Genomic DNA, 24,199 nt, shown 5'->3' with positions numbered 1-24,199 from the left:
CCTGCAAACGCCTCCACGCTCTGGCGAGCGTAGCTACCACCGCAATCACACCCTTGAATTCGTGGCTACCGTCGCCAGACGGTGGGCGGCACAGGTTCCACCATCCGGCTTCCCTGCATACGCCCCCACGCTCTGGCGAGCGTAGCTACGAATTCTGCGGGGCGTTGCGGGGGAGCGTTGGTTATTCTTTTCTGGGCAGTCAGTGGCGAAGCTCACCGCAAGTTCGCGTTGCGATCGTTTCCTGCGGAAGTGTGGCGGGCAAACGTCGCTTCTTCCGGATGACAGGAGTTGTTCACTGCGAGGCCTTGGAGCGCACTTTGGAACGTTCCCGTCCACGAGGGGCGGTTATAGGTCGCGGAAGACCATTCTGTGGGGCGCAACGTGGAGAACTACTTCCCAGCAAATCCCAATAGATTGTGGTCGGAAATGTCAGCACTGGTGCCCCACCAAACAATCGCCTGGGAAACGAGCTCTTTCACATCCAGCCTGTGTGCTCCGTCCTCGCTTGTTTGGACCCACAACTCGATGGCATTAGAATCCGCCGTTTGCACCTCAGGATAGTCAACTGTCAGATTTGGAACGGTGCTGACGCCCAAGAAAATACAATCAGAGTGGCTTTGGCTCACCAGATTTTTAGTCCCCATCAAGCGATGGAGCGTTGCTGTTTTCAGTGCAAGTTCATGATTCATCCCCGCCACCCGTGCGTCTATATCGCGGTCAATACGCTCAAGCAGCTGCTGTTTGTTCAATCGCGCTGCGATCGCTTCCGCTTCTGCATGGCTAGCTCGGGTTTTGTGAGATGCAATCCTGGTGACAATCCGTCCGCGCACGCCGGGAAGTGAGCTGCCAATATTGAGGATTTCTACTTGCGTCTGTGTAGAAATCGTAGCCGGTAGAGTTCTTATCTCATGGCCGTCAAAAATGAGTTGCTTGTGGGCTTCATAACCAGTGTCCGATCGCGATTGAATTATCGCCGGTCCATTCCTACCATCCGTTTTCGACGTGACACTACCCCTGACGGTGACAATCAAGCTAGCTCCCATCTCGCATTCAACTGGCTCAGCGCTAATAATGCTGATGCAGTGGGCTGTACCCTTGGACTGCGTCCCCAGAATGCAGTGATTTACTGGAGTCGTATGTTGCAGTTGCTGACCAAACGTGTTTGCGATGACAGAGCTGGGCACGCGAACGAGAATTGCCCGGGGAGCTGGTGTCATAGCAACCGAACTGGCCGATCTTCTATCATCATCGCTCGAACTCACCTGCTGACTTTGCTGGTCCGCAGACAGGGCGCACACAGAAGATGTCGACAGCGAAATTGTCAACGCCAGTAATTTTAGTTGGCGGTAAGTCAACATCGTTTTAGCCTGTAGAGTGGTGCACGCAGTGTATTGGTGAATGCGTTTGAGTTACGCAATTCTTGTGCCACTCATGCGTAGGCTGGCACACAAAAGGCAGCTGGCTGGAGCGGAAAAAGATTCTGTCCACCAAACTGTATGTAACCGCCCAACTGCGACAGAGGGCCGGCCTTCGCCGGCGCGGTGAGGAAGCGATCCCCTGAAAGTTGAAAATGGTCTTCCAAGGGCTGAGATTGTTCCCTTTACAATCTTTTAACTTCACGCCGAAGGCAATCGACTGGAATCGGTCTTAACGCATGAGCTTAGCGTTTCACAGATGCCTTGACCAGCTTTGGGCATGGAAGCTGGTCAAGTGTTTCGTGATTCCCTTTGAGGTCCGGTATATATGGTGATCTGCCAAGTCATGGTGGCTCAACTGTCGGAACTGTGCATGAAGAATCCGTTTCGCAGCGGTGCAAAGGCCTGTCGAGCTTGTTAGGCCAAAGAGCGTTGGCTGGTGTGAGCCTAATCTGAAGCAATGATTCGGCCACGTGTTCGCCAGTGTCAAGCCAGCTGGCAACAGTGGCGAGATAACGTTTGAGAGTTGCGAGTCAGCCAGCGAGCCTCAATGTCTTCCTCCAGCGTTCCATCGCCGACCTCAAAAAAAAGGTGGGGACACTGCATTTCAAAAAACGGTGGGGACACTGCATTTCGGCGGGGGGCGGCACTCCACCCATCTAAGTGCAGTGTCCCCGTGCGTTCCAAAAAACGGTGGGGACACTGCATTTCGGCGGGGGGCGGCACTCCACCCATCTAAGTGCAGTGTCCCCGTGCGTTCTCTGTGGCTCTTCTTACCATGGCTCTCTCTCCCAGACGCTGAACGCTATTGGGTTTTCTCGAACGACTTGGGACGCGTTTCACGCATTGCGATACCGTAGAACAAAGCGAGAAGCCGCAATCTGAAATCTCTGTGTGTCCAGTTGCACCGTCAGCTTCAACCCATTCTCCGGTTTCGACCTTGTTCCCAGGAATTGCCAGCAAGTAACTCGCGACTCAATTTTCAAGACCACATGACATTGCGATAATATAGTTAAGATTTGAGGGTTCTTCAGCGACTGCAGCGCTTATCCACTCGAGCCTTCAAATCTAGGTTGAGAAGAGACACTCGCTGTGCAGATACAGACTCAGTGGAGAGCTTTTTCTAACAGTAAGGACGGTTCACGGATGAACAAACTGACTACGACAATCATGCTAGCGTTGCTAGCGTGCGGCTCTCCACTATGGGCTGATGACAACCATCGCGGTCGTGCCGACAAGCACGCTCCAGCTTCTCTAATGGGAGATCATGTCCACAAACCGGGTGAATGGATGGTCGAGTACAAGTACATGAACATGTACATGAATGGTAATCGAGTTGGTGATCAGCGGCTTAGCGATCAAGATGCCATACTTTGGGGCGCAACCAGCGATCCAGTGACGAATCGTGGTGCGTCACCAACTGAAATGACCCATGAGATGCATATGTTGCACCTGATGCGAGGATACACCGAAAACGTTACCTTGTACGCGATGATCATGATGCCAAGCATTACCATGGATCACATACGCGGTCCCATGAATCCTGCTGGGGCTGGGACTTTCTTCACGACACACAATAGCGGTTTCGGCGACACTTCGTTCGGGGCTTTGGTGAGACTGTATTACGACGACGACGACGACGTCATTCTGAATCTAGGTGGTTCTGCTCCGACGGGACGCATTTTTCGGATTTCATCCCTACCAACCGACGGAGCTATGGAGCAGCCTCTACCCTATCCAATGCGCCTAGGTTCCGGCACGTTCAACGCAAAGCCGGGAATCACCTGGAAACGCTATTTTGATTTCGGTTCGTTCGGTACCCAGTTCCAAACAGATCTCCCGATTGGGCATAACTATCGCGGTTACTCTGTCAGTGACGAGTTCAGATTAAATAATTGGTACAGCCACCTGCTAACCGAAAATTTGTCTACGAGCATTCGTGTAGAGAACTTATGGCGCACCAACTACGGCGGTGCTGACCCTATGGCGCCAGACGGTTTGATTAGCACTAATGTTGAGAGCTTCCGAGGCGGCTATTCGTTGAATCTTGGACTTGGATGTGCCGCCTTGTTGAACGCCCATCTGCTGAACGTCGAATTCGTTCCAACGCTGTATCAAAATCTGAACGGCATACAGCTCGAAACCGACTGGACTATGGCTGCGAGCTGGTCAAAGAGTTTCTAGGGAAACCGAAACTCTCTGCCTCCACAACCGCGAGCCGGAGGGTCGGTGTCACGGTTATGCATTGGCCTTTGCTCAACGGTGGGGGCACTGCATTTCGGCGGGGGGGCGCACTCCACCCATCTAAGTGCAGTTTCCCCGTGGCCTTTGCTAGGGAAACCGAAACTCTCTGCCTCTACAACCGCGAGCCGGAGTCGGTGTCACAATTATGCATTGGCTTAATGCGCAACGGTGGGGGCACTGCATTTCGGCGGGGGGGGCGGCACTCCACCCATCTAAGTGCAGTGTCCCCGTGGCCTTCCCTTGAAGAGTTGAAAGATACGAACCCGTTTTCGTTAGAGGTTTTGTGGAGGGTACTTCCCATGCTCCAAGGCCCTTTCGGCTTTTTTCAGGCCGCAAGACTCAACTAGCTCTGAAGCTGGAAGAAATGGAGACTTTCACGCCAGAGTTATTCTTGCCTGCAGACATGCTGCTTCAAGCAGGGAGAAGTGTATAATCCCTGTAACCGTTCACGACCTTCCTTATCCACTAACAGCTTCAACCTTGCTTCAGGTTTGAGTTGAACGCGCAGACAACAGTGAACGGTTACCACGGAACGATGGGGCGTCAAAGGATGCTGGTTGTTCCTCGCTGTCTAAACCCCCTCGACCAAGACCACTCTTGAATTCATTTCGGTTCGCAGTCTCGCAGTCTCGCAGTCTCGCAGTCTCGCAGTCTCCGCCGAATCTTGAAGCAGTAAAGCAGCCAGGTGCCGGTGCGCCATCAGCTTGATGGCAACACGGCACCGACAATCCAAGCTCCGCACCGAGATCGCTTTGCGACCGAGGAGCGAACAACATTAACTATCAAATCTTGAGTGCAACGGACGGTTCGTCTTGAGGCACGCAGGATACAGTAATCACGCTTCGAACACCCACGATAACGCCATCACTTTGACGACATTCCTCGCTGCCTGAACGGTAGCCGGAAGATTCCCAATGCGTTTTTAGCAGCATTCATTGGTCGTGCCGAACGATGCAGCCGACAGCAAGCAGCCCCAGGCACGAGTGCTAGAGGTACTGGCCACCAATGCGGATCACAGTGCAGTAGAATAGATGGGGTGTCCACTGCGCCACTAAAACAACTAGTTGGGGGAGAGCATCTTGCACCACAAGAATTTACTGAATCAGTGCTTAGTGAGATGGTCCCAAGCGGCGCGTCTGTTGTGTTCTTTAGCTCTGTTATGTTGCTTGCCACCGGTTCTTGCTGCACAGAGTCAGGACGATAAATCTCCATGGATCTTGAGCGACGGCAGTCGTTTTGAGCCCAAGGACTTTTTTCCCAAGTTTAGTTGGGAGGTGACGCCACAGTACTTCATGTTTGGCGATTCGCAACGAGTGCTACTGCCGGAGGAAGTCGACTCCATCGCGTCTCGCACCGATTTTCTTTGTATTGAAAAATCGCACGGAGCCAGAGCACTAGGGGCCGCCGAGCTGGGGGCGAAACATGAGGTCGCCGCCTTCAAAAAAATCAAACCAGAAGTCAAAGTACTGTTCTACTTTAATGCGGCCTATGCCTGGCCTTTTACTTCGTACAACAAAGCGTTTACTCGCGAAAAAATCGACCGACATCCCGAATTGAAACAATTCTTGTTAGTCGATCCTGAAACAGGCCAACTGGCTCACCGCCGCAATACCTTCTCCTTCGATGTGCTCAACCCCGATTTTCGTCATTGGTGGGTTGATACGGTGGCCCAGGGGGTCGCCGAATCGGGCAGCGACGGTGTCTTTATCGACCAGATGCACGGATTTGCGTGGTTGCGAAAAGAGCGAAGCCAGGAAGTGGAAAGGGCGATGGGCGAGATGATGGCCGCGCTGAAAAAGAAGCTGGGCCACGACAAAATCTTATTGGGTAACAACGCCAATCAAGCGCTCGCCAAACATGTATTTCCGGTGATTGATGCCAGTATGTTCGAGCATTACAACGAAAAGCTCTTGAGTAAAGAGAGCCTGCTGCAAGACTGGGAAGACATGTTGCGCATTGCGAAGGCGGGGAAAATGTCGATCTTTCGAATTGGTGTCGACGTAGCGCCCAGCGAAAGTCCGCGACAAAACCAGTCGGAGGCAAGACGCGGGCGATCGAAATCAGTGGTCGCCTTGGCCAAAGAACGATTGGAGTACTATCTCGCCTGTTACTTGATCGGCGCCCAACCCTATTCCTACTTCCAGTACGGCTGGGGCTGGACTCTGTCGTCGGGCTCCCTGCAGGATTATCCCGAGTTGCATAAGCCGCTGGGGGCTCCAAAGGGTGCCTATCATCGCAAGGACAGTCACGGTTGGGTATTCACGCGGGAATTCGAGCATGCCAGCGTTTGGGTTGATACCGAAAACAGAGAGGCCAGGATCACGTGGCGCGCGGAGTCTGGCGATTAGGGCCTCTGACAATCTCTGCATAAACCGGCTGTAAAATTGACAATCAGACAGCGGGATCTGCCGCGAGTGTTATGGTGCGGACAGGCATAAGGCTCCTTTCCGAGAGGGGGGCAAGCTGAGGGAGGCGGTAAATAGTCCCTCGACAGTAGAAGCAACACATGCACTTGGGTACATTGACTCCGGAGTACGAACATGGTCGCAAAAAATGAAGTGAAGCCCGCTGATATGTTTATTGAATCCAAGCAATTCTTTGGCTGGTTGTTTCTGGTCTTGGTTGTTTTTGTTGTACGAGGTGAGTGTTGGGCAACGGACATCTATGTGTCGGTCGGCGGCCATGCGCAGGCCGATGGTAGCGCAACGAAACCCTACGGAACCATTCCGGATGCGGTGAACGCCGTACGAGCCTTGCGTAAATCGGGTAATACTGCGCCGGCGGTGATTTACCTCCGCGAGGGACGCCATCAGCTCAACCAAGTCTTAGTACTGGGGCTGGAGGACGGAAATCCCATCTCATCGAAATCGATAGCCTTTGAAAAATACGGCGCTGGTGAAACGTCCGAGGCAGATTATCTGACGTTCGCAGCGTATCCAGGCGAGAGGCCGATTGTGAGTGGGGCAATGCCGGTGACCGGTTGGAAGCGATTGGAATCCGCACCAGCTGAACTTTCCACCCAAGCGGTTGGGAGAGTATGGGTGGCCGACATGCCTGCCGGTCTCGGGAGATTTCAGTGTCTGTTCGACGGCCGTGGGCGTCTGCGCCGCGCCCGAGGTGCTGGATTTGCATACACGAAGCCGGGCAACCAGAGAACGCTGCACTTTCCTGCAGGTGCTTTGAAGGCATGGGACAACCTGGAGGATGTGGAGATCCAGGTAAGACCAGGTCGTCCCTGGGTAATCAATATGCTGCCACTCGAGTCCGTAGACGAAGTCTCTGGGACTGCGACAACGGGCGTTTCTGCAACGTATGGCATGAGCCCCTTACCCGGTTGGGTTCACAATCCTTCGGGCGCCACCGTATGGGTTGAAAACACTCTTACTGCATTGGATGAACCCGGAGAATGGGTGGTGAATACCCGAACGCGCAAGATCTATTTGTGGCCGTCTGATCCGGCTGCGGATGGATCACCTCACGGGATTCTAGCGCCCACAACGAGTGAACTGATTCGCGTCGAAGGAACCATCGACTATGACGGGCCCAAGGATACTCCGGTTCGAGGCATTGCCTTTTCCGGGCTGACCTTTACGCATGCGGACCGTTTGGCGTGGACCAACGACGAGAATCGCCTGGGCTGGGGGCTGCAGCATGATTGGGATATGTTCGACAGGCCCACTGCAATGCTCCGTTTCCGCGGCGCTGAAGAGTGCAGGGTTACCTCGTGTCGCTTTCTCTATTCTGGAGGCAGCGGAGTCCGCATGGATCTTCATGCCCAACGCAATCGAGTGGAGGATTGCGAATTTGCGCATCTGGGCGAGGCCGGGATTCTGCTCGCAGGCTACGGTCCTGGTACCAAAGACGTCAATCATCACAATAGTATTATCAATAACTACATTCATCATTTCAGTGAAATCACTTGGCATTCTCCAGGATTCTGGGCTTGGCAAAGTGGGCATAATCGGATTTCTCACAACGAGCTGCACCACAGTGGATACGCCGCAGTGCTCATCACGACCAGGGTCAACCCCAGCAGGGACGGAGGGGGGGCCAACTTAGACGGGGAAGGCGCCAGGACAGTGCGCCGCCATGAGATTACGCCTAAAGAGAATCAAGCCCGAAATGGTTATGAGGATTGGCGGAATCGTGAGAAATATATTCACTCGCGGCACAACTTGGTGGAATACAACGAGATTAGCCATTCGGTGCAATTGCTGTCCGACGGGAATGGTATCTATGTCTCCGGAGCAGGTACCGGCAATATTGTGCGCTACAATTACCTGCACGATAATCAAGCTCATTCACTACCAGCAGCGATCCGATGTGATGATGATCAGCATGACACGCTGATCTATGGAAATGTCCTGTACAAGAATCATGGATTTTCTGCCAGCATCGCCTCCAAAGGTGTTAATGATATCATCAACAATTTCATTGTCGATCCAGTGGCTGTGCCGCGGTGGGGCTATCTCAGCTTCGAATGGGTCCCGGTGACGGGCTCTAAGGTTCATCGCAACATAATTATTTCGCATCCGGAAGGTGGCAATGCCTATGCCGCCAGACCCAGAGGCGGAACGAGAGATGGGGGGGAAGGTCCCAAGCTCGAGCAAACCGACATGGATTCGAATCTCTATTTTCATCCGACCGACCCGGCCTGGATGGATGAACGTTTGAGCAAGATGCGTGCGATCGGCAAAGAGAAGGCCAGTCTTTTGGGCGATCCTCTGTTCACCGATCCGGCTGCTGGCGATTTCAGTTTCCAGCCCGGTAGCCCCGCTCTGCAGCTAGGTATTGAACCGCTGGATGTATCCCAAATGGGGCGCAAGAAGTTAGACGGTTCGGCCACGCATTACCCGGCCTTCAGCTGGGATCATGTTCCTCTGTATATGCACATGCGAAAGGCTACTGACTTTACACAGGAGGAGTTGGAATACCTGGCAGGATTCCCGCTGATCACTCTCGAGAAAACGACCGGCAGCAGTACTTATGGTTCCACTGAAGATGGATCCCGCGCGGCAGCCAAGGCTATCAAAGCAGTCAATCGAGATGCCTGCGTTCTTTACTACAGAAATGTCATGTGCAACTATTCTACCTACAAGGTGAATAGCGGGCTGAAGGATATCCCTGGGGCGTTCCTTCAGGACAGCGACGGGAATAGGAAGCTGCATCGGGGTGTGAGGAAAGTCTACGATCTGTCGAATCCCGAGCTGCGCAAATGGTGGGTCGATCATTGCGTGGAGATGGTGGGGTACGACGAGATCGACGGGATTTTCCTGGATGGCAATATCAAAGCTCTGGAGCCAGCCTTTCTTGATCAGGAAATCGGCTCCGAACGGAAGCAAGCAGTGGCTGAAGGCTACACGGCTATGATGAAAGAGCTCAGGGACCGGATTCCAGAGAACAAAATGTTGGTGGCAAATATTATCCGCGCAAGACTGACGGATTCCGGTTTGAGTTATATGCCGTATTTTGACGGATCCTACCTTGAGGGAATTGAAAGTCCAGCCAATGGTTTAACCCGCGTTGAGTATTTGGCCAACGGCATCGCTGCGGTTCAGAAAGCGGCACGCCAGGGTAAAATTATCTGCATGTCAATTGGACTGGGGAAAGCGGCGCTCACTGGGCTCAAGATCGATGACAGCCGGAAGAAGCTGGCGCGGGGCGCGAACATTCAGCCTCGCCTGGAGTATTGCTTGGCACTGTTCCTGATCTGCGCCGAGAAGTACAGCTATTTTCTTCCCCACGACGGATACGATGTGAACTACAATCGCAGTTCCGTCTGGCTCACACGGTTTCCTGAATATGACAAGCCCCTGGGGCCACCCTTGGGACCTGCCATTCAAAATGGAACTACCTACACCCGAGACTTTGAATCAGCAAGCGTGTTTCTGGATATTGAGAAGCAAGCAGCGAAGATAACTTGGAAGTAGACCGCGTCGGATTTCATTTTGGAAAAATCGATATCATGATGACCGTCCTAGGGGAGGAGAATCCAACATGAGAATCAAGGTAACGGCGCTGTTTGTGCTTGTCATTCTTGGCAACAGCTATACAGCAGCCAGCTGCCTGGCCAGCGATGGCCCATGGGATACCGCACATTTATTTCAGACCCCCGTGTGGGAAAAGACCGAGGCGGCGGCGAGGCCCGGAATGACCGGTCTGCTGTACGATGCGATTCCGGTGCGTGGTAAGCGGGTACAGGTCTTTGCCTACTACAACGCTCCCGAGGGAACGGCTCCCGATGGCGGCTGGCCAGCTGTGGTGTGTGTGCACGGCGGCGGGGGGACTGCGTTTGATACCTGGGTTAAGAAGTGGAATGACCACGGGTTCGCAGCGATCAGTATGGATTTGGAAGGTCATTATCCGAAGGAAGCTGGCAGCCGCATGGAGCACCCCGGTCTCAGTCGTTTAGGAATTTTTGCAAACTATCAAGATCCCCTCGAAGAGCAGTGGTATTTTCATGCGGTGGCACAAGCCATCCAGGCTCACTCGCTAATTCGATCATTCCCGGAAGTGAATGCCGACAAGATTGGCATCACGGGCATCAGTTGGGGTGGAACGCTGACCAGTACCATCATGGGACTGGACTCTCGGTTCAAATTTGCCATTCCCGTCTATGGCTGCGGCTTCCTGCCCGATTCCGATGGAAATCAGGGACTGGCAATTAAGCCTGGGCCCTACAGCGATTTTGTGAACAAGTACTACGATGGTTCGGCCTATTTTGCCAATGTCACCACTCCAACGCTCTGGGTGAACGGCACCAATGATACGCACTTCCCCATGCCGTCGACTCAGCGATCGGCGCAGACCATATCGGGCCCGGCGACGTTGCGCTTTGAGTTGAGAATGAAGCATGGACATGGGGCGGGCTGGCGACCGCCGGAGATTTATGCATTTGCCGACAGCATTGTGAACGACGGCTTGCCGTTGGCAACGCTGGCACAAGCGCAAATCGTAGGGGACCAGGTCAAGGTAATTTTCTCCTCCGCCTCGAAAGTCACGCAAGCGGAGCTTTTGTATACAAGAGATACAGGCCTGTGGCCCCAGCGAAAATGGGAAACTGCGCCGGCGATGATGGTTGACTCATTATTGAGCGCGACGGTTCCCGTCGGTGCGTCTGTCGTGTTCTTTAACCTCACCGATGAGCGTGACCTGATGGTCAGCTCTGAATTCATTGAGATTCAATAGATGCGATCACCGAATCGCTGGGGACTCGGGGACATGGATTTCACGCCCGGCCGTGGTCAGGCGATGAATTGGAACTGGGCACTATTGGTTCTCCTGGAACGATCATTGGAGCATTCACATGAAGTCCTTCCTTCTCGTTCTTCTCGCGTTTGGACTGGCGGCTTCGACGTTGGCCGACGAGAGCCCTAGAGCTCCAGGGGCGGCGAAGCCGTTCGTTCATCCAGGCCTGCTTCACAGTCGCGCCGAGCTGGAGTTCATTCAACAGAAGATCAACACCGGCCAGCAGCCGTGGCAGTCCGCCTGGGAGCAATTGCAAGCAGACGCAGGAAGTTCACTCGCTTACACCCCTAAGCCGTTCGCCAATGTTGTACGCGGAGTCAAGAACAATCCGAACATTGGCAGTTCAGATATGTCCAACGACGCGGCGGCGGCTTATGCCCATGCTTTGCAGTGGAGTCTTACGCAGAAAAAGGCGCACGCGACAAAAGCAATCGAGATTCTTAACGCGTGGGCCACCACGCTCCAGTCCGTTTCCGGTCACGATGCGCGGCTGTTGGTAGGCATGGACGGAGTAGCGTTCTGCAATGCGGCAGAGCTCATCCGACACACCAGCACTGAATGGCGGGACGAGGAACAGCAGCGATTTGAGCAAATGCTTCGGCAAGTCTTTTATCCAGTGATTGAGGACTTCTACCCCACCGCCAACGGCAATTGGGATGCCTCGATGATCCAGACCATGATCGCGATGGGAGTGTTTCTTGATGATCGTGCGATGTTTGACCGCGCGGTAAATTATTACTTGCATGGCGCAGGAAACGGCAGCATCAGAAAATATTTCAACGAGTTCGGAGAATGCCAGGAGAGTGGTCGAGATCAGTCGCACGTTCAGATGGGAATTGGCTTCCTCGCCTGCGCTTGTGAGATGGCCTGGAAGCAAGGCGTGGATCTGTACGGCGCTGCCGACAATCGTCTCGCGCTGGGATTTGAATACACTGCTAAATACAACCTAGGTCAAGACGTTCCTTACCAAAGCTATCGCAGTGTGGGGGACAGATACGTTTATCCCACCATCTCTCGAAAAGGCCGGGGACGCTTTCGACCGATCTACGAACGGGGCGTGCATCATTACCATGACCGAATGGGGCTGGAGATGCACTACAGCCGGACAGTGGCAAGCAAGGAACGCCCCGAAGGGGCGCACCTCCAACATATGTCGTGGGGGACTCTTTTGTGTCACGGATTGCCAGTTCCGACCGATTCAGTTCCGACCGATTCAGTAACGGTGAAACCGGCTGGCAGCGGGAAGAAGCCAGCGGTGCTCGGTCATGGGGCGGGGCTGTTCAAGGTCGGGGCGCAGCTGGCTCAGGATGATTTTGGAAACCTAAACAACTGGGTGGTCCAGATCCAGGAGCGACCGGGACTTGCGGCAGCCAAAGTCGTGGCAAGAGATCACTCGCTTGACTGTCTCTTGCCGGGACGCGGATGCACGGTGTGGTTCAAGCACAAGCTCTCCACTCGCGTGGCGATTACGTATGACGTGCTCTGCCCGACGCCCGAACCAGCGATTCAGGGACTCCAACCACGCGACATCAATAACTTCTGGATGGCTAGCGATCCATTGGATCCCGATGAGAGCCTCTTCGATTCGAACCGGTACACGGGCAAATTCTCATCCTACGACAAGATTCACGGCTATTACGCGAGCACAGGTGGTGGTGGTGCTGGAGCTGCCAACTTGACGACCCGAATGCGGCGGTATCCGCGTGAAGTGGACGGCAAACCAGCCGAGCATCTGGCGCTTAACGATAAGGACGGAAAACCGGACTACTTGATCACGCCAGATAAGGTCATGACGGTGCAGCTGGTAGCCTATGACGATGTGATTCAATACATCGTCGACGGCAAACTGATTTACCAGATCGCTCGGGGCGACCCGATTCAGGTCGAAGGCCGCGACAGCGAAGGCCAGCTAACTGCTCGGACAACCGTCTACGATCTTGATCGCATTCCGGTCTATCGGGAGGGCTATTTCGGGGTTCGCATGGTAGGTACGCACCACATCTATACGAATTTCCAGGTGTATGCCTTAGAGCCGGAAGACGGTACTGAAACAGCACAGTGACTAATAGCAGTCCGTTTAATTAGATCACACCTTGCCCTGCCAGTTCAAAAGTGGGAAAGGGACGATCAACGTGCTGCGGCGAACGATTCTCAACTGTCACACCGCTCGGCTCCGGGGTTTCGTGTGCAACGCCTTGCTTCTCCACTTCACAGCCCAAGATCAGACTCATATGAATCTTCCAGAACAGGCATGAACAGCGGCACCTGGCGTCCGTCCTCCAGCCACAACGTCCCCTGCGGTTCGCCGCCAAAGGTAAACTAACAAACAACGGCAGCATGGCTTCAATCCCCCGTCACTTGGTTTCGTACGTCTGGAACACCTGCTCGTCGGCCTGCCGATAACAGCGGAGATCACCACCATCGCGAGTTTTCAGTGCTTCGTCAGAGTCAGCAGTCGAGTACCACGGCGCGGTCCAGCCCATGAAATCTCGTTACGCGATGAGCTCTTCGAGCGCCCGCTGCAGAAGACGGCGTAGGTCACATCGCGCTCGCCGAGATAGGAACGCACGGCGTCGTTCATTGCGACCTGACTAAACGTGCATCCTTCACATTGCTTGTGGTGCGGCGTGCCAAGTTTCCACATGAAGTGATAGACGAGCAGAATTTTCCGGCTCTCGAACACTTCCTGCAACGCAATCGGTCCCTTCGGCCCCACGACTGTTACCGGCTCCATTGGTGTCATCGGCAGTCGTCGCCACGCCGCGGCTAACGCGTCGCCAGCGTGTGTATGCTTCTTTTCCTTTTCAAGCAATTCTGCACGCGCCGTATTCCATTGGCCTCGACTGACTATTGGGTTTTGCATTTGTTTTGCTCCTTTCTGAAGTTGGTAAACCGGTTGCAGCTAGCTGTCTTACGACTCAGTGGTTTCACAGACAAGAACAGCAACGAAAGGGCGCCTAGCAGGATCATTGCCCTGCGCAAATTGGTTGCCGCCGAAAGCGATGGTCCCAGTCCGGTCCAAAGGGCCACGTAGGCTGCCAGGCAAGCTGGGCACTTCGTCATCATCACCAGCACGACGCTCGGAAGAAGCCATGCTAGGAACCCTCGCACTTTGTGTGTCAGTGGCTTAGACTTATCTTTGCTGGCGGACTCGCAGCAATGGCTCATCGATCTACCTCCGCCTAAATCTTTTCACCGAACGCTTCAGGTTCTTGCACCGGAACCGGCACGGACTCTTCGCCGGAAGCATCCGTTTCTAAAAGCGGCCATATTTCGACGACACATGTGAGACGCAGCATGATACGATCGAGATAGTTCCATAGCTCATCGCGTGACACGATCTTTTCAACGATCGCCATACCGGCCTCGGGGCCATCTCGCATCGCAACCACCTTCGCACTGCTCAGTTCGGCGATCGGCGATGCGTCCGCCCGCAGCAGGATGTCGTACAGAGCCATGATTGGGAAACAATCGGTATGGGCAAGTGTTGAGTTTCTGAGTCTGCTGCCGTGATCACCGCCTGAATCCTGTAGGCATTGTAACGACGCGATGCGAGCGACTGCTCGGCAAGCTGCTTGCCTTCGTCGACTAGTTCACTGTCACAACGCGAACGGTCCTGATCCTTCAATACAATACAATCGCCCGATCCGACATGCGAGCCGAGCGTTGTGATTTGAGGAGCAGTAGCAATGCGAGCAAACCCATTCCTTCCGAATCGGGAAGCAGTTCCAGAAGCAAATGTGCCAAGCGAATCACCTCTCCCGAAAGTTCGGCCCGAATCAACGCTTCACCTCCTGATGCTGAATAGTCTTCGTTGTACGCGAGGCAAATGAATGCCTTGGCTGCAATGAATTGCCCAGGCCACGAGTTACCAAATCGTGCAGAACAATTGCCTCTACCAGCAATAGAGCCTCATCCGGGAAAGATGGTTTTCACTCTCGTAATTGTAGGATCGCCCTTGACCGGTAAGTGAATTCTTACGTATATTAAAGGCATGACTACGACGACTGAAACCGATGTTTTTGCCGCCATCAGCCATCCGGCGCGCCGCCAGATGCTGGACGTCCTCATTGAGGCCGAGCGCCCAGTGAACGCGATTGCCGAACTGTTCGAGATGAGTCGGCCTGCGGTTTCGCAGCATCTGCGCGTGCTCTTAAACGCTGGACTTGTTGCGGAGCAAAGACACGGCCGAGAACGCCGCTACCGTTTAGTACCTGAGCAGCTAGCCCCGGTGCGGGATTGGATTGCGCACTACGAACAGTTCTGGGACAAGCATCTTCAGAGACTCCAAGAGCATGTAATGAAAGGAGACGGAAAGTGAGCGAAACCATCCATCGTGAGATGGTGTTTCCAAAGCCGCCAGAAGCGGTTTGGAAATCACTCGCCAGCAGTGCTGCACTGAGCGAGTGGTTGTACCCCAATGATTTCAAGCCTCGGGTCGGACATCGATTCACATTTGAAGTGCCACCCAAACCCGAGGTTGGATTTGGGGGATTGAGCGTGCAATGTGAAGTTCTTAAGTGCGATGAACCGAATCTACTCGTATTTTCGTGGGAAGGGGGAGCACTTGTTGGAACGCAGGTCAGCTTCAAACTTGAACCGGAAGGGGACGGCACGCGATTGTTATTCGAGCATTCTGGATTCAATGTTGCAAAACCGTTTGGCAAGCAAGCTCTCCGGGGAGCAAGGCAAGGATGGTCAGCAATGCTCAGCAAGCTCGCCGAAATAGTAGCAGTCGACAAGAGGCAAGCAAGATGAACATTCTTCTGTGGACCCTTCAAATCCTTTTGGCGCTCCACACGCTGATGGGGGCAGTTTGGAAGTTTTCGAATTCAGTTGAAAAGACGATGCCCTCGCTCAAGGCAATTCCGAACGGATTGTGGCAAGCGATGGGAGGCTTCGAAATCCTTGGGAGTATTGCTTTGGTCGTCCCGCTGTTCTACATGCCTTTGGATTTCTTGGCTCCGGCTGCGGCGATTTGCATCGCTGCAGAAATGCTGATATTCATTGTCCTTCATTACTTCTCCGGTGACTCGACATTCGGTCCAATGATCTACTGGATCATGGTCGCCGTGGTTTGCGGATTCATCGCCTATGGTCGTTTAGTATTGGTGGGGTGAAGCAATGATTACTGACATCGAGACGTACTTTGAGAAAGGGTGTGGACGCTGCAAGCGATTCGCCACCTCGGATTGTTCGACGCGACAGTGGAGCCAAGGTCTCAATGAGCTTCGGCGGATTTGTCTTGAATCCGGGCTGGTTGAGGCTGTTAAATGGGCACATCCGTGCTACATGCATTCTGGTCGCAATATCGTGATTCTCGGAGCCTTGCGCAGCGACTTCCGCATAAGTTTTTTTAACGCCGCATTAATGAAGGACTTGGAGCAAGTCCTGGAAAAGCAAGGCCCCAATACCCGGCACCCTGACATGATTCGGTTTACGAACAATGCTCAAGTGCAGTTGATGAGGCCGACAATCCATTCCTATTTGGACGAGGCGAAAGGGTATGCGGAGGCTGGCATCAAGCCACCGAAAGAAAAAAGAACACTGGAGCTACCGGCTGAGCTTGTCGAGGCACTTGAAGCTGACCCGGCGCTTGCAGAAGCGTTTCGTATCCTGACGCCCGGCAGGCAGAAAAGTTACGTGATCAATCTCAATTCAGCAAAAAAGGCAGAAACGCGAAGGTCTCGAATTGCCAAATTTCGTGATAAGATTTTTGCCGGAAAAGGTGCAACGGAGCGCTGAACGGTGGTGCTATGCAGCATCGCTCCGCCGCCCAGTCCTTACCGAAATCGATTCGCTCGAACGCTGAAGGCCGACCGTTCGTGATGGCTTCGAATTGTAGGCCATGCCAAACGAACTTGATCAGCTCTCGGTCCGTTCCTGGCAGACGCACCTTGACGTCTGCGCCAATGAAGACTTCGATGGTGCTCTCGATAGGCAACGCTTGCCGCCCATGGATGCCGGGGCCTTCGAGTTCTGCATGAGTCGCCTGTTCCGAATTCAACGCGACCAGTATTAGAATAGCGTTGAGCAATGCCCTCCCGTTTGCAGAAGGCCGTTCCTGCCAAACCGTACCTGCCAAACTTCGCCAACCGCTTCCGCCACACAGCAAACTTCTTTGACCCTCGACTTCGCGCCATAACTATCGTTCCTCAGTTGCAGAGTCCACCAAACGGTCACAAGCAACCAGCCGTGCCCTACAGCGAACTCGACAACCAAACAACCACGCAGGCCGACTGGCTATGGTGTGCGCTTACTCATTAGCGCATGGACGGTACGTTCGAGCCGCATTGCGGAGACGCACGACCTTCAGGTGACTGACGAGCATTGTGAGCGAGCGGTTGGTGCGTCGGCTAGGAAGATGCCGGAACTTCTCACAGGCGGCGGTGGTACGCGGGCAAGTACTGGTCAGTCTATCGCTACGTTATTCAACTTGGCCAGACGACTCCGCTACCGTTTCGCAGGATGGAAATTGATCCCGGAGCGGAGATGCAAGTTGATTTTGGCGCCGGAGGTCGGACGACGAACGCTCAGGGCAAGCCAGGCAAGCGGACCTGCTGAAACTGCTCGCACCACTAATCACGTCCGACGCCGCTAAGCCTGCGTCGGTGTCATTGTCTCAGGAGCAGATCGTCGACATTCTGGCGGAGATCAATCAACTTCGACTACCAGGCGTTCCGGCATGGCCTGACGAATGTGCAGCAAGGTGCTTGAGTGGCGTTTCGAAAAGTGGGAATCTTCGAGCGAAAGCAACTCACCGACTTTTGTGCTGCTGATTGCGTGACCTTTGCGATTAAGTTCAGCGGGGAGCGAGTGCTCTTACAGGTCCAGCGAAGCGGCGACATGGGATCGCCACGAGTGCCATTCTCAACAAGGGAAAGAAGTGATTCAAGGAGCTCTGGTTGTTTCTTCACGCGACTGACGCGAGCTCCACCTAGACGCCTTTGGCGATCAGAAGCGAGTGGCGGATTGTCAGACAACTCGGCGATTGCGTTGCGAATCGTACGATCCGACATTCCTATCGCCTCGGCGACAGCTGCGATCCCTCCTCGCATCAAGGAACGAGCTTCGGTTGCCGCCTATCTTCTGCTTCCTTGCTCATCGAGGTCGCCGATCAATGCGGTATACTTTTCACGAATCTATTCAACAACATTTGCATCTGGCATCCTGCCAAGCTGGGAGAAATCCAAGCACAGATAAATTCCAATGCGGAGCTATATTTTCTTGCGAGTCCTTAGCTGCAAACTATCTGTCCCGAGCCATTGCATCGTTGCCAAATTCGAAGGCGCCAATATCAGGGATGGAGTGCAAGGTGCGAGCGTAGGGGGGGCCGCGTTGGTCGAATTTCAGCTCGGTTATGCTGCCAGCATCGATGGCGGGGCTGCCTTCGAGAAGGGCATGGGTTTTGGTGGGCCCGCCATTGTCGGCCAGAGCAGCCAGTCTGGGGTCGACATCGGTGAGGTTGGCTACCGCGTCAATGGTGTCCCCCTGGACGACTCCGACGATGGACTGAGAGATGTCGGCCTGAACTCCATCAGTCGCCAGAATATCTAATGGTTCCCCTTTTTCATTGGTATTACCCCACAAAATACAGTTTGCAATAACCGCTCGGAACTGTTGGTGAGCAACTGGATCGGTATGGGTACTGATCGCTCCGCCTCTGTTCTGCGTAAACGTGCAATGTCGAATTTCAACTTGGTTGCCCTGGGTGGGGGTGTCGACTGCGCCTCCGCGAAAAGCGCCATTCTGGGAAAAGGTAGAGTTGAAAATTCTGAGCATCCCACCATTCTCAATCGCGCTTCCAACGCCTGACAAGCGCGCCGTTTGCAGGTTGTGTGCAAAAGTGCATGAGTCGATCGATACACTGCTGTTAGGGGCCGTACACAGGGCGCCACCGGACATTGCCGAATTGTTTGTGAACGACGTGCGGATGACTTTCAATACTGAGTCTTCATCGGTGTAAATTGCACCTCCCCAGCCGCTGGACACGTGATTTGCATCTAGTTGGCAATCCGAGATCGAAAGCGACTCATGCGAGTAAATAGACCCTCGCGGGCCATCGTGAAATTCCAGTATCCTGGAGTCACTCTTGGCCTGCGAGTGTCCTGCCGTAAAGCGAATGCCTGACAATGCGACGTCCGACAAAAGAGTTGGGTCTCCATCGTCGACGATTAGCAACCGAGTCTTATGGCACCCACTGATTGCAATTTTTTCGCATCCAGAGCCAATAATCTGCAGCGATCTTTGGATTTCAAGAGGTCCGAACTTCAGCTTGATTGTACCACTCACGTTGAATTCGATTCTTGCATGCTTTGGGGCCAGCAACAAGGCTTCGCGCAAGGAGGTGGTGGATGCGTCTTCGTCGAGTCCATCTTGCAAAGTATTGACAACTATGCGCAATTGTTCGTCATGCGCCTGCTCGCTTGGTATGAAAGCATGGGCAAACTCAGAGACAAGGTTACAATGCTCTAAGTCAATTTCATCAGCCAAGTTCAGCGCCTCGAAAGCCTCTGAAGCTGCGGCAGACGCATCGTCGGCTGAATCAGCATTCTTCAGGCATAATGACCGCAGGATTTTCAGTGCGTAATCGTCCGCCAAGCCGGAGTCTGACGCCAACTTGAGCACTCGCAGGGACTCCGTGAAATCGGCAGCTCGGTAGAGCGCCAGTGCATGTAGGAATAGAGACTCGGCGTCGGTTGGTTTCAGTTTCAACGCTTGATTGGTTAAAGCTATCGCTCTTTCTGGCGGATTACTAGGCGGACTATCGCTTGGAGAACTGAATACGAGATAGCGGGCGAGTCCCAGTAGGGTGTCGTGACGGAAGTGGTCGATGAGGTCACGATCATTGCGCAGCGATTCACCCCTGGCTAGTTGCTCAAAACGCAGGGCGGCATCAGACAAGCCAAGCTTTACTGCAGAGTCACTCTCTACAAATTTCCTAAATACGGATGGTGTCTGTGGGCCGCGCTCCATTGATAGCACTTCGCGTCCGCTTGCCACATCCCACAGTTTTAGGTTTTGCGAGTCGGCTGCGATAAAGCGCGAGTCATCATGATTAAACCCAAACAGGTCGGTGTCGGGCGTATCTTGCAGTCCTCGCAAGGTTTGCATTTGCCGAAGTTGCTGTGCGTCCCATAGGACGATTGTCTGATCCGTGGCTCCGGTGGCGAAGAAATTTCCGAGGTTGCTCCACCCCAGGCGCGACACGAAATTGCCGGGGCGATGCCCAATTAGAGTGGCTAGCTCAACTCGCGTTTCAGAATCCCAAATCTTCACTTCAGCACCCGCGCAGGTCACAAATCGAGCGCCGCTGGGACTCAACATGACAACCATACCACCGTCGAAGTCTTCAATTCGATCATTTAACCCCGGTGGACTACCGGATGAGACCAACACGGAATGGAGGCCTCCGGTGCGACCATCGAAAAGCTTTGCGACTCCATTCTGAGCCATGATGGCAAAATCACCTCTCAAATCGGCCCAAGGAGCTTGGAACCGAACATTGCCAAGGTCTAATGTGTTTTTCCAATTGACGGTATCACAAACCCAGATTCTTCGCGGTCCTCCCACTTCATGGGGTGTCGGCCAGAATAGGGCGCGATTTACCTCGGGGAACAATTTGACTCGAGCCGGTGCACACGTATCTTGATTTAATCCATTAAACGGAGAGAGCCGGGTGAGTTCATCTCCTGATGCCGCATCGGTGATCAGCACTTGGTTTCCAAGCTGTTGCCATTTCCAACTGCCGTCGGGGCTGTCGCCGTGGCAATCTTGCGGCACGCTGACAGGCTCAGCGGCGTCAACAACAGCATCCGTGCGCCACACTTTGATGGTGCCATCCGCCGAACTGGAGGCAAGCAAAGTTCCTGATGGATGCGGAGCGATCGATAGTATCGACCCGAGATGTCCTTTGAAAGATGCCGTTCTCTGTTGTGAGTCCAGGTCGTACACGTCGATGCGTTGCGAGCGGTTTCCGACGAACAACTGTTTGCCATCGATGGAGAAGGCTACCGCGTCGGCTGTGGCTGAATCGTCGGTTTGGAAGAGCAGTTTGGGCTGCGGCGTGTTTCGGTCAATTTCGAAAACGCAAACCCCGCGTGTTTCTACCCCAACTGCGATCCACCGCCCATCTGGATGCCATGCCGAACAGGTCACCCGATTGACATGCCCGAATAGCGAAGCACCTATTTCAATTACATCTTTTTGCGTTATAAACCCAATTGTGATTCCAATACCGGGTCCACCGACGGCCAATCCATCTCCCTGCGGATGTACATGCAGCCAATTGGCAATCCCCGCTGCACTGTCGTGTCGTTGGAGTACGAGTTCAGTAATCCGATCGATCAGAATCACTTCGCCGCCTGGAACATCCACCGTCGGTCGGGCAGCGACCACAATCAGGTTTGGGATTTTTCCCCAGCCCACGCTGACCAGTTGTCGCTGAGGTAGGCGAATCGTCTGCACGAGCTCGCCCGAGTGGGTATCCCAGATTCGCACGACTTCGTCGTCACTGACTGTTGCCAACTGCTTATCGTTGTAATTCAGTGCAAATTGGCGGACCTTCGGAATCGCTATCGACACCAACAGTTTGCCTTGCCCGTTTCGTACGCAGATTGTCCCGTCCGTCCCGCAACTGAAGATGCGCTCTCCATCGCGAGACCACTGGATCTGTGGGGCGGTCCCTTCGAAATCCGAAATGGTGGCCTCATCTTGATGTGCAAGCGAGAGCAAGTAAAACCATTCCCAGCCACGGATATCTTGATGGTCACCGGTCGGAACATAGCGTTGAAGCGTCATTAGCATTCGCCGTGTATGACCATTTTCCCAGTCCTGCTGGGCTTGGCGAATGTCGGCGAAGTAAGCATTGTGAAAGGCTATATCTCGTTGCTTCAAAGCTTCGATGGACTGAGCTTCCTTGGCCGTCGCTAGAAGCGACATTTCTAAAGCGAGGTGTGATTGTGCAATGGCCGCCAGTGTTGAGCCAATTGCGCCAAACAGTAGCAAGCACATGACAATCGCCAGAGAAGCGGCCAAGGCCGCATTCTTGTGGGACCACAGCCACAGCCGTTCCAGATTGGAAACCCGCCGGGCTTGGATCGGCTGGCCATCGAGGAAACGCTGCAAATCGTCAGCCATGGTCTGCGCCGACTGATAACGCCGCGCTGGTTGCGATTCCATGGCCTTGCCGACAATTGTCTGCAGATCATAGGGGATGCGTCGATTCAGCGATCGTAGTGGCAGCGTGTCACCATTCTTAATCGTTTCAATTAGGCTCAGTCGATCCCGTGAGTTGAATGCGGGTTGCAAGCCGATTAGCTCGTACAAGGTGACTCCCAGCGAGTAGATGTCACTGCGCGCATCATAAGTTCCGCTAAACCGCTCCGGTGCCATGTAGCGTAAAGTTCCCACCACATCGCCGTCGCGCGTCAGTTCGTCGGTTTCAGTTTTCGCCAGCCCAAAATCGGTAACCCAAATATTGCCGGTCAGATCCAGCATTAGATTGGCTGGTTTGATGTCGCGATGAAGAACGGCATGAACGTGTGCATGTTGGAGAGCTAGAGCTACCTGCCGACCAAGCCGAGCGACATTTCGGTAAAAAGGTTTAGCATCGCTAGCTGATGCGAAAGTTGAGCTTGGGTCGAGAAGTTGTGTTGCTGAATCAAGTAGACCCGCAGTATGCATGGGGCGGGTGTCGCCGCTGTCTGCTTCATCTGTAACAGGGGCTGGCTCATTGGGAGGCGCCAGAGTCGTATGTTCAACAATGGACGCTGGTTCTTGTGAGTGGAGACCGGTTTGACAGCGCATGGCGTCTACCGAAGTTTGCGGCATTCCACGGACATGCTTGATGACTGGACTGCCTGCGGCGGAATACTGTCGGAAATTGCGCAGTTTTCGGATGACTTTGTCCAACGACTCACCATCGATAAACTGCATCGCATAAAAACTCTGCTTGCCCTGCTCGCCAACTTCGAAGACCGGTACGATGTTGGTGTGATGCAATTTGGCCGCTGCACAGGCCTCCACGCGAAAACGCTCTACAGCCAGAAGATCGCGAGACAGATAATGAGGCAGGACTTTCAATGCCACGCGACGGTCGAGTGACACTTGAATCGCCTCATACACGACTCCCATCCCCCCCTGCCCCGCGACGCTCAACAGTCGATAGTCGTCAAACTTTGGGAACGTAGCCTGGTGATTCTCACCATAAATACTCGATGTGGATCCCGATTCTTGAGGGACTATTTGATGCAACGCGACAAGCGTTTCCAGTACAGCGCGAAGAGCGAGAGCGACTTCTGGATGTTGCCCAGCGAAATCTGCAATTGGTGGCGCTGTTCCGGCTCGCAATAGGCCCAAGTACTCGTCAGCCAAACTGTCGATCTGGCTGTCCTGGCTCTCGGGATCTTGGCTAGGTTCAATCATCGTTGCATATCGAATTGTGCATCGGAGCTAAGCGAGCATGGTGTCTGATTCGAAGGCTGTCGGTCGGTAGCGTAACTATGCAAAGCTAAAACAATTCGGCAAATCCTGGGATTTGCACCATTTCTTCGCGGAGGCGGGAGATGGCGCGGATAAAACGTTTGCTAGCTGTTTGCTTGGTAAGACCAAGGATTTCGGCTGCCTCGCCATTGGTTAGGGCTTCGAAAATACGGAGCGCAATGATTTCTCGATCGAGTTCGTCCATTTTAGCTAACAGCGACAGCAGCGCCACGCGCTGTTCCTTGCGTGCCATCCTGTTGCAGGCTGAAGTCGCGCTAGCCAATAGGCCCGCTGCAATCGACATACTCGTGGCGTCGGTTCCAAGCTGTTGCTCGATGGAAAGTTCACGACGTGCGTCACGCTTTTGCGTTTGAATATGATCACGATGCAAACGTAGCAAGCGCTCCATGGTTACTAGGCGGACCCAAACAAAGAAGGTCATCTTCTTCTCTGGGACATACTCATGCAGACGGTCCGCCAAAACGATGAAAGCGTCTTGCAAAACGTCCGACGGATCGATTCGGCCCTGTAGATGCCGGTCCATGCGAAAAGCGACCATGTTGCGCAATCTAGGACGATAACGTCCGAATAGCTCGGCTAACGCCAATTGGTCTCCCAGCTTGGCGCGCTGAACCAGCGAGTCGTCGAGTGGATCGGGACGGGGACTAAGAAGGATGGGTGATGACATGGTAACACTATACCTACAACTCCGGCACGAATGTCGCCAACTCGCCAATCTCTTTTTATCTGGCGGCTTGTCTGGCGGGCCAACTGAGGCAGCCAAACACTGACAGGCCTGCGGCAATTTG

General features: G+C 53.8%; 17 protein-coding genes. 10 read left to right on the top strand and 7 right to left on the bottom strand.

Features of this window, described 5'->3' with window-relative positions; translation table 11 throughout:
* Positions 1 to 389: 389 nt before the first annotated feature.
* The gene (locus tag Q31a_RS21655) at positions 390 to 1,358 is read right to left on the bottom strand and encodes a hypothetical protein (protein ID WP_145082489.1); all 969 of its coding nucleotides are present in this window, start codon (positions 1,356 to 1,358) and stop codon (positions 390 to 392) included.
* A 1,203-nt stretch (positions 1,359 to 2,561) separates the two neighbouring features.
* On the opposite strand from Q31a_RS21655, the gene Q31a_RS21650 reads away from it, so the two are divergent.
* The 5 genes from Q31a_RS21650 to Q31a_RS30945 all read left to right on the top strand — a co-directional run bounded on the left by Q31a_RS21650 (position 2,562) and on the right by Q31a_RS30945 (position 12,969).
* Positions 2,562 to 3,599 carry a transporter gene (locus Q31a_RS21650; RefSeq protein ID WP_231690880.1) on the top strand — a complete coding sequence of 346 codons (1,038 nt, stop codon included), beginning with the start codon at positions 2,562 to 2,564 and terminating at the stop codon, positions 3,597 to 3,599.
* A 1,139-nt stretch (positions 3,600 to 4,738) separates the two neighbouring features.
* On the top strand, positions 4,739 to 6,007 hold the full coding sequence (locus Q31a_RS21645) for a putative glycoside hydrolase (protein ID WP_231690879.1): 1,269 nt from the start codon (positions 4,739 to 4,741) through the stop codon (positions 6,005 to 6,007).
* A gap of 192 nt (positions 6,008 to 6,199) precedes the next feature.
* Positions 6,200 to 9,589: a putative glycoside hydrolase gene (locus Q31a_RS21640; protein ID WP_231690878.1), complete on the top strand. Its 3,390-nt coding sequence runs from the start codon at positions 6,200 to 6,202 to the stop codon at positions 9,587 to 9,589.
* Between the two features lie 67 nt (positions 9,590 to 9,656).
* Complete coding sequence (locus tag Q31a_RS21635; protein WP_145082487.1) at positions 9,657 to 10,847, top strand: alpha/beta hydrolase family protein; 1,191 nt, start codon at positions 9,657 to 9,659, stop codon at positions 10,845 to 10,847.
* A 118-nt stretch (positions 10,848 to 10,965) separates the two neighbouring features.
* On the top strand, positions 10,966 to 12,969 hold the full coding sequence (locus Q31a_RS30945) for a DUF6250 domain-containing protein (RefSeq protein ID WP_231690877.1): 2,004 nt from the start codon (positions 10,966 to 10,968) through the stop codon (positions 12,967 to 12,969).
* Positions 12,970 to 12,988: 19 nt separating this feature from the next.
* On the opposite strand, the gene Q31a_RS30410 is transcribed toward Q31a_RS30945, so the two are convergent.
* The 4 genes from Q31a_RS30410 to Q31a_RS30405 all read right to left on the bottom strand — a co-directional run bounded on the left by Q31a_RS30410 (position 12,989) and on the right by Q31a_RS30405 (position 14,738).
* Positions 12,989 to 13,138, bottom strand: a complete 150-nt coding sequence (locus Q31a_RS30410) for a hypothetical protein (RefSeq protein ID WP_197355489.1) — start codon at positions 13,136 to 13,138, stop codon at positions 12,989 to 12,991.
* Positions 13,139 to 13,338: 200 nt separating this feature from the next.
* On the bottom strand, positions 13,339 to 13,770 hold the full coding sequence (locus Q31a_RS21625; RefSeq protein ID WP_145082485.1) for a DUF899 family protein: 432 nt from the start codon (positions 13,768 to 13,770) through the stop codon (positions 13,339 to 13,341).
* A 319-nt stretch (positions 13,771 to 14,089) separates the two neighbouring features.
* Positions 14,090 to 14,365, bottom strand: coding sequence for a hypothetical protein (locus tag Q31a_RS21620; protein WP_145082483.1), 276 nt, complete (start codon positions 14,363 to 14,365; stop codon positions 14,090 to 14,092).
* Between the two features lie 166 nt (positions 14,366 to 14,531).
* Complete coding sequence (locus tag Q31a_RS30405) at positions 14,532 to 14,738, bottom strand: DUF6596 domain-containing protein (RefSeq protein WP_315851669.1); 207 nt, start codon at positions 14,736 to 14,738, stop codon at positions 14,532 to 14,534.
* A gap of 163 nt (positions 14,739 to 14,901) precedes the next feature.
* On the opposite strand from Q31a_RS30405, the gene Q31a_RS21615 reads away from it, so the two are divergent.
* From Q31a_RS21615 to Q31a_RS30400, 5 genes are all read left to right on the top strand, one after another.
* Positions 14,902 to 15,228: an ArsR/SmtB family transcription factor gene (locus tag Q31a_RS21615; RefSeq protein WP_145082481.1), complete on the top strand. Its 327-nt coding sequence runs from the start codon at positions 14,902 to 14,904 to the stop codon at positions 15,226 to 15,228.
* Positions 15,225 to 15,665, top strand: a complete 441-nt coding sequence (locus tag Q31a_RS21610; protein ID WP_145082479.1) for an SRPBCC family protein — start codon at positions 15,225 to 15,227, stop codon at positions 15,663 to 15,665. The genes Q31a_RS21615 and Q31a_RS21610 overlap by 4 nt, the downstream gene beginning before the upstream one ends.
* Positions 15,662 to 16,027 (top strand): DoxX family protein, encoded by a 366-nt coding sequence (locus Q31a_RS21605; RefSeq protein ID WP_145082476.1) that lies wholly within the window; start codon positions 15,662 to 15,664, stop codon positions 16,025 to 16,027. The genes Q31a_RS21610 and Q31a_RS21605 overlap by 4 nt, the downstream gene beginning before the upstream one ends.
* Before the next feature lie 4 nt (positions 16,028 to 16,031).
* Positions 16,032 to 16,652 (top strand): YdeI/OmpD-associated family protein, encoded by a 621-nt coding sequence (locus Q31a_RS21600; protein ID WP_145082474.1) that lies wholly within the window; start codon positions 16,032 to 16,034, stop codon positions 16,650 to 16,652.
* 103 nt (positions 16,653 to 16,755) lie between these two features.
* Positions 16,756 to 16,929, top strand: a complete 174-nt coding sequence (locus Q31a_RS30400) for a hypothetical protein (protein ID WP_197355485.1) — start codon at positions 16,756 to 16,758, stop codon at positions 16,927 to 16,929.
* A 1,226-nt stretch (positions 16,930 to 18,155) separates the two neighbouring features.
* Here Q31a_RS30400 and Q31a_RS21590 read toward each other — a convergent pair.
* On the bottom strand, positions 18,156 to 23,333 hold the full coding sequence (locus tag Q31a_RS21590) for a protein kinase domain-containing protein (RefSeq protein ID WP_145082470.1): 5,178 nt from the start codon (positions 23,331 to 23,333) through the stop codon (positions 18,156 to 18,158).
* A gap of 85 nt (positions 23,334 to 23,418) precedes the next feature.
* Complete coding sequence (locus tag Q31a_RS21585) at positions 23,419 to 24,078, bottom strand: sigma-70 family RNA polymerase sigma factor (protein WP_197355482.1); 660 nt, start codon at positions 24,076 to 24,078, stop codon at positions 23,419 to 23,421.
* Positions 24,079 to 24,199: the final 121 nt, after the last annotated feature.

This window comes from Aureliella helgolandensis (assembly GCF_007752135.1).
GTDB lineage: Bacteria > Planctomycetota > Planctomycetia > Pirellulales > Pirellulaceae > Aureliella > Aureliella helgolandensis.
The sequence above is the reverse complement of the archived record's forward strand: the minus strand, read 5'-3'. Positions and strand labels throughout refer to the sequence as shown.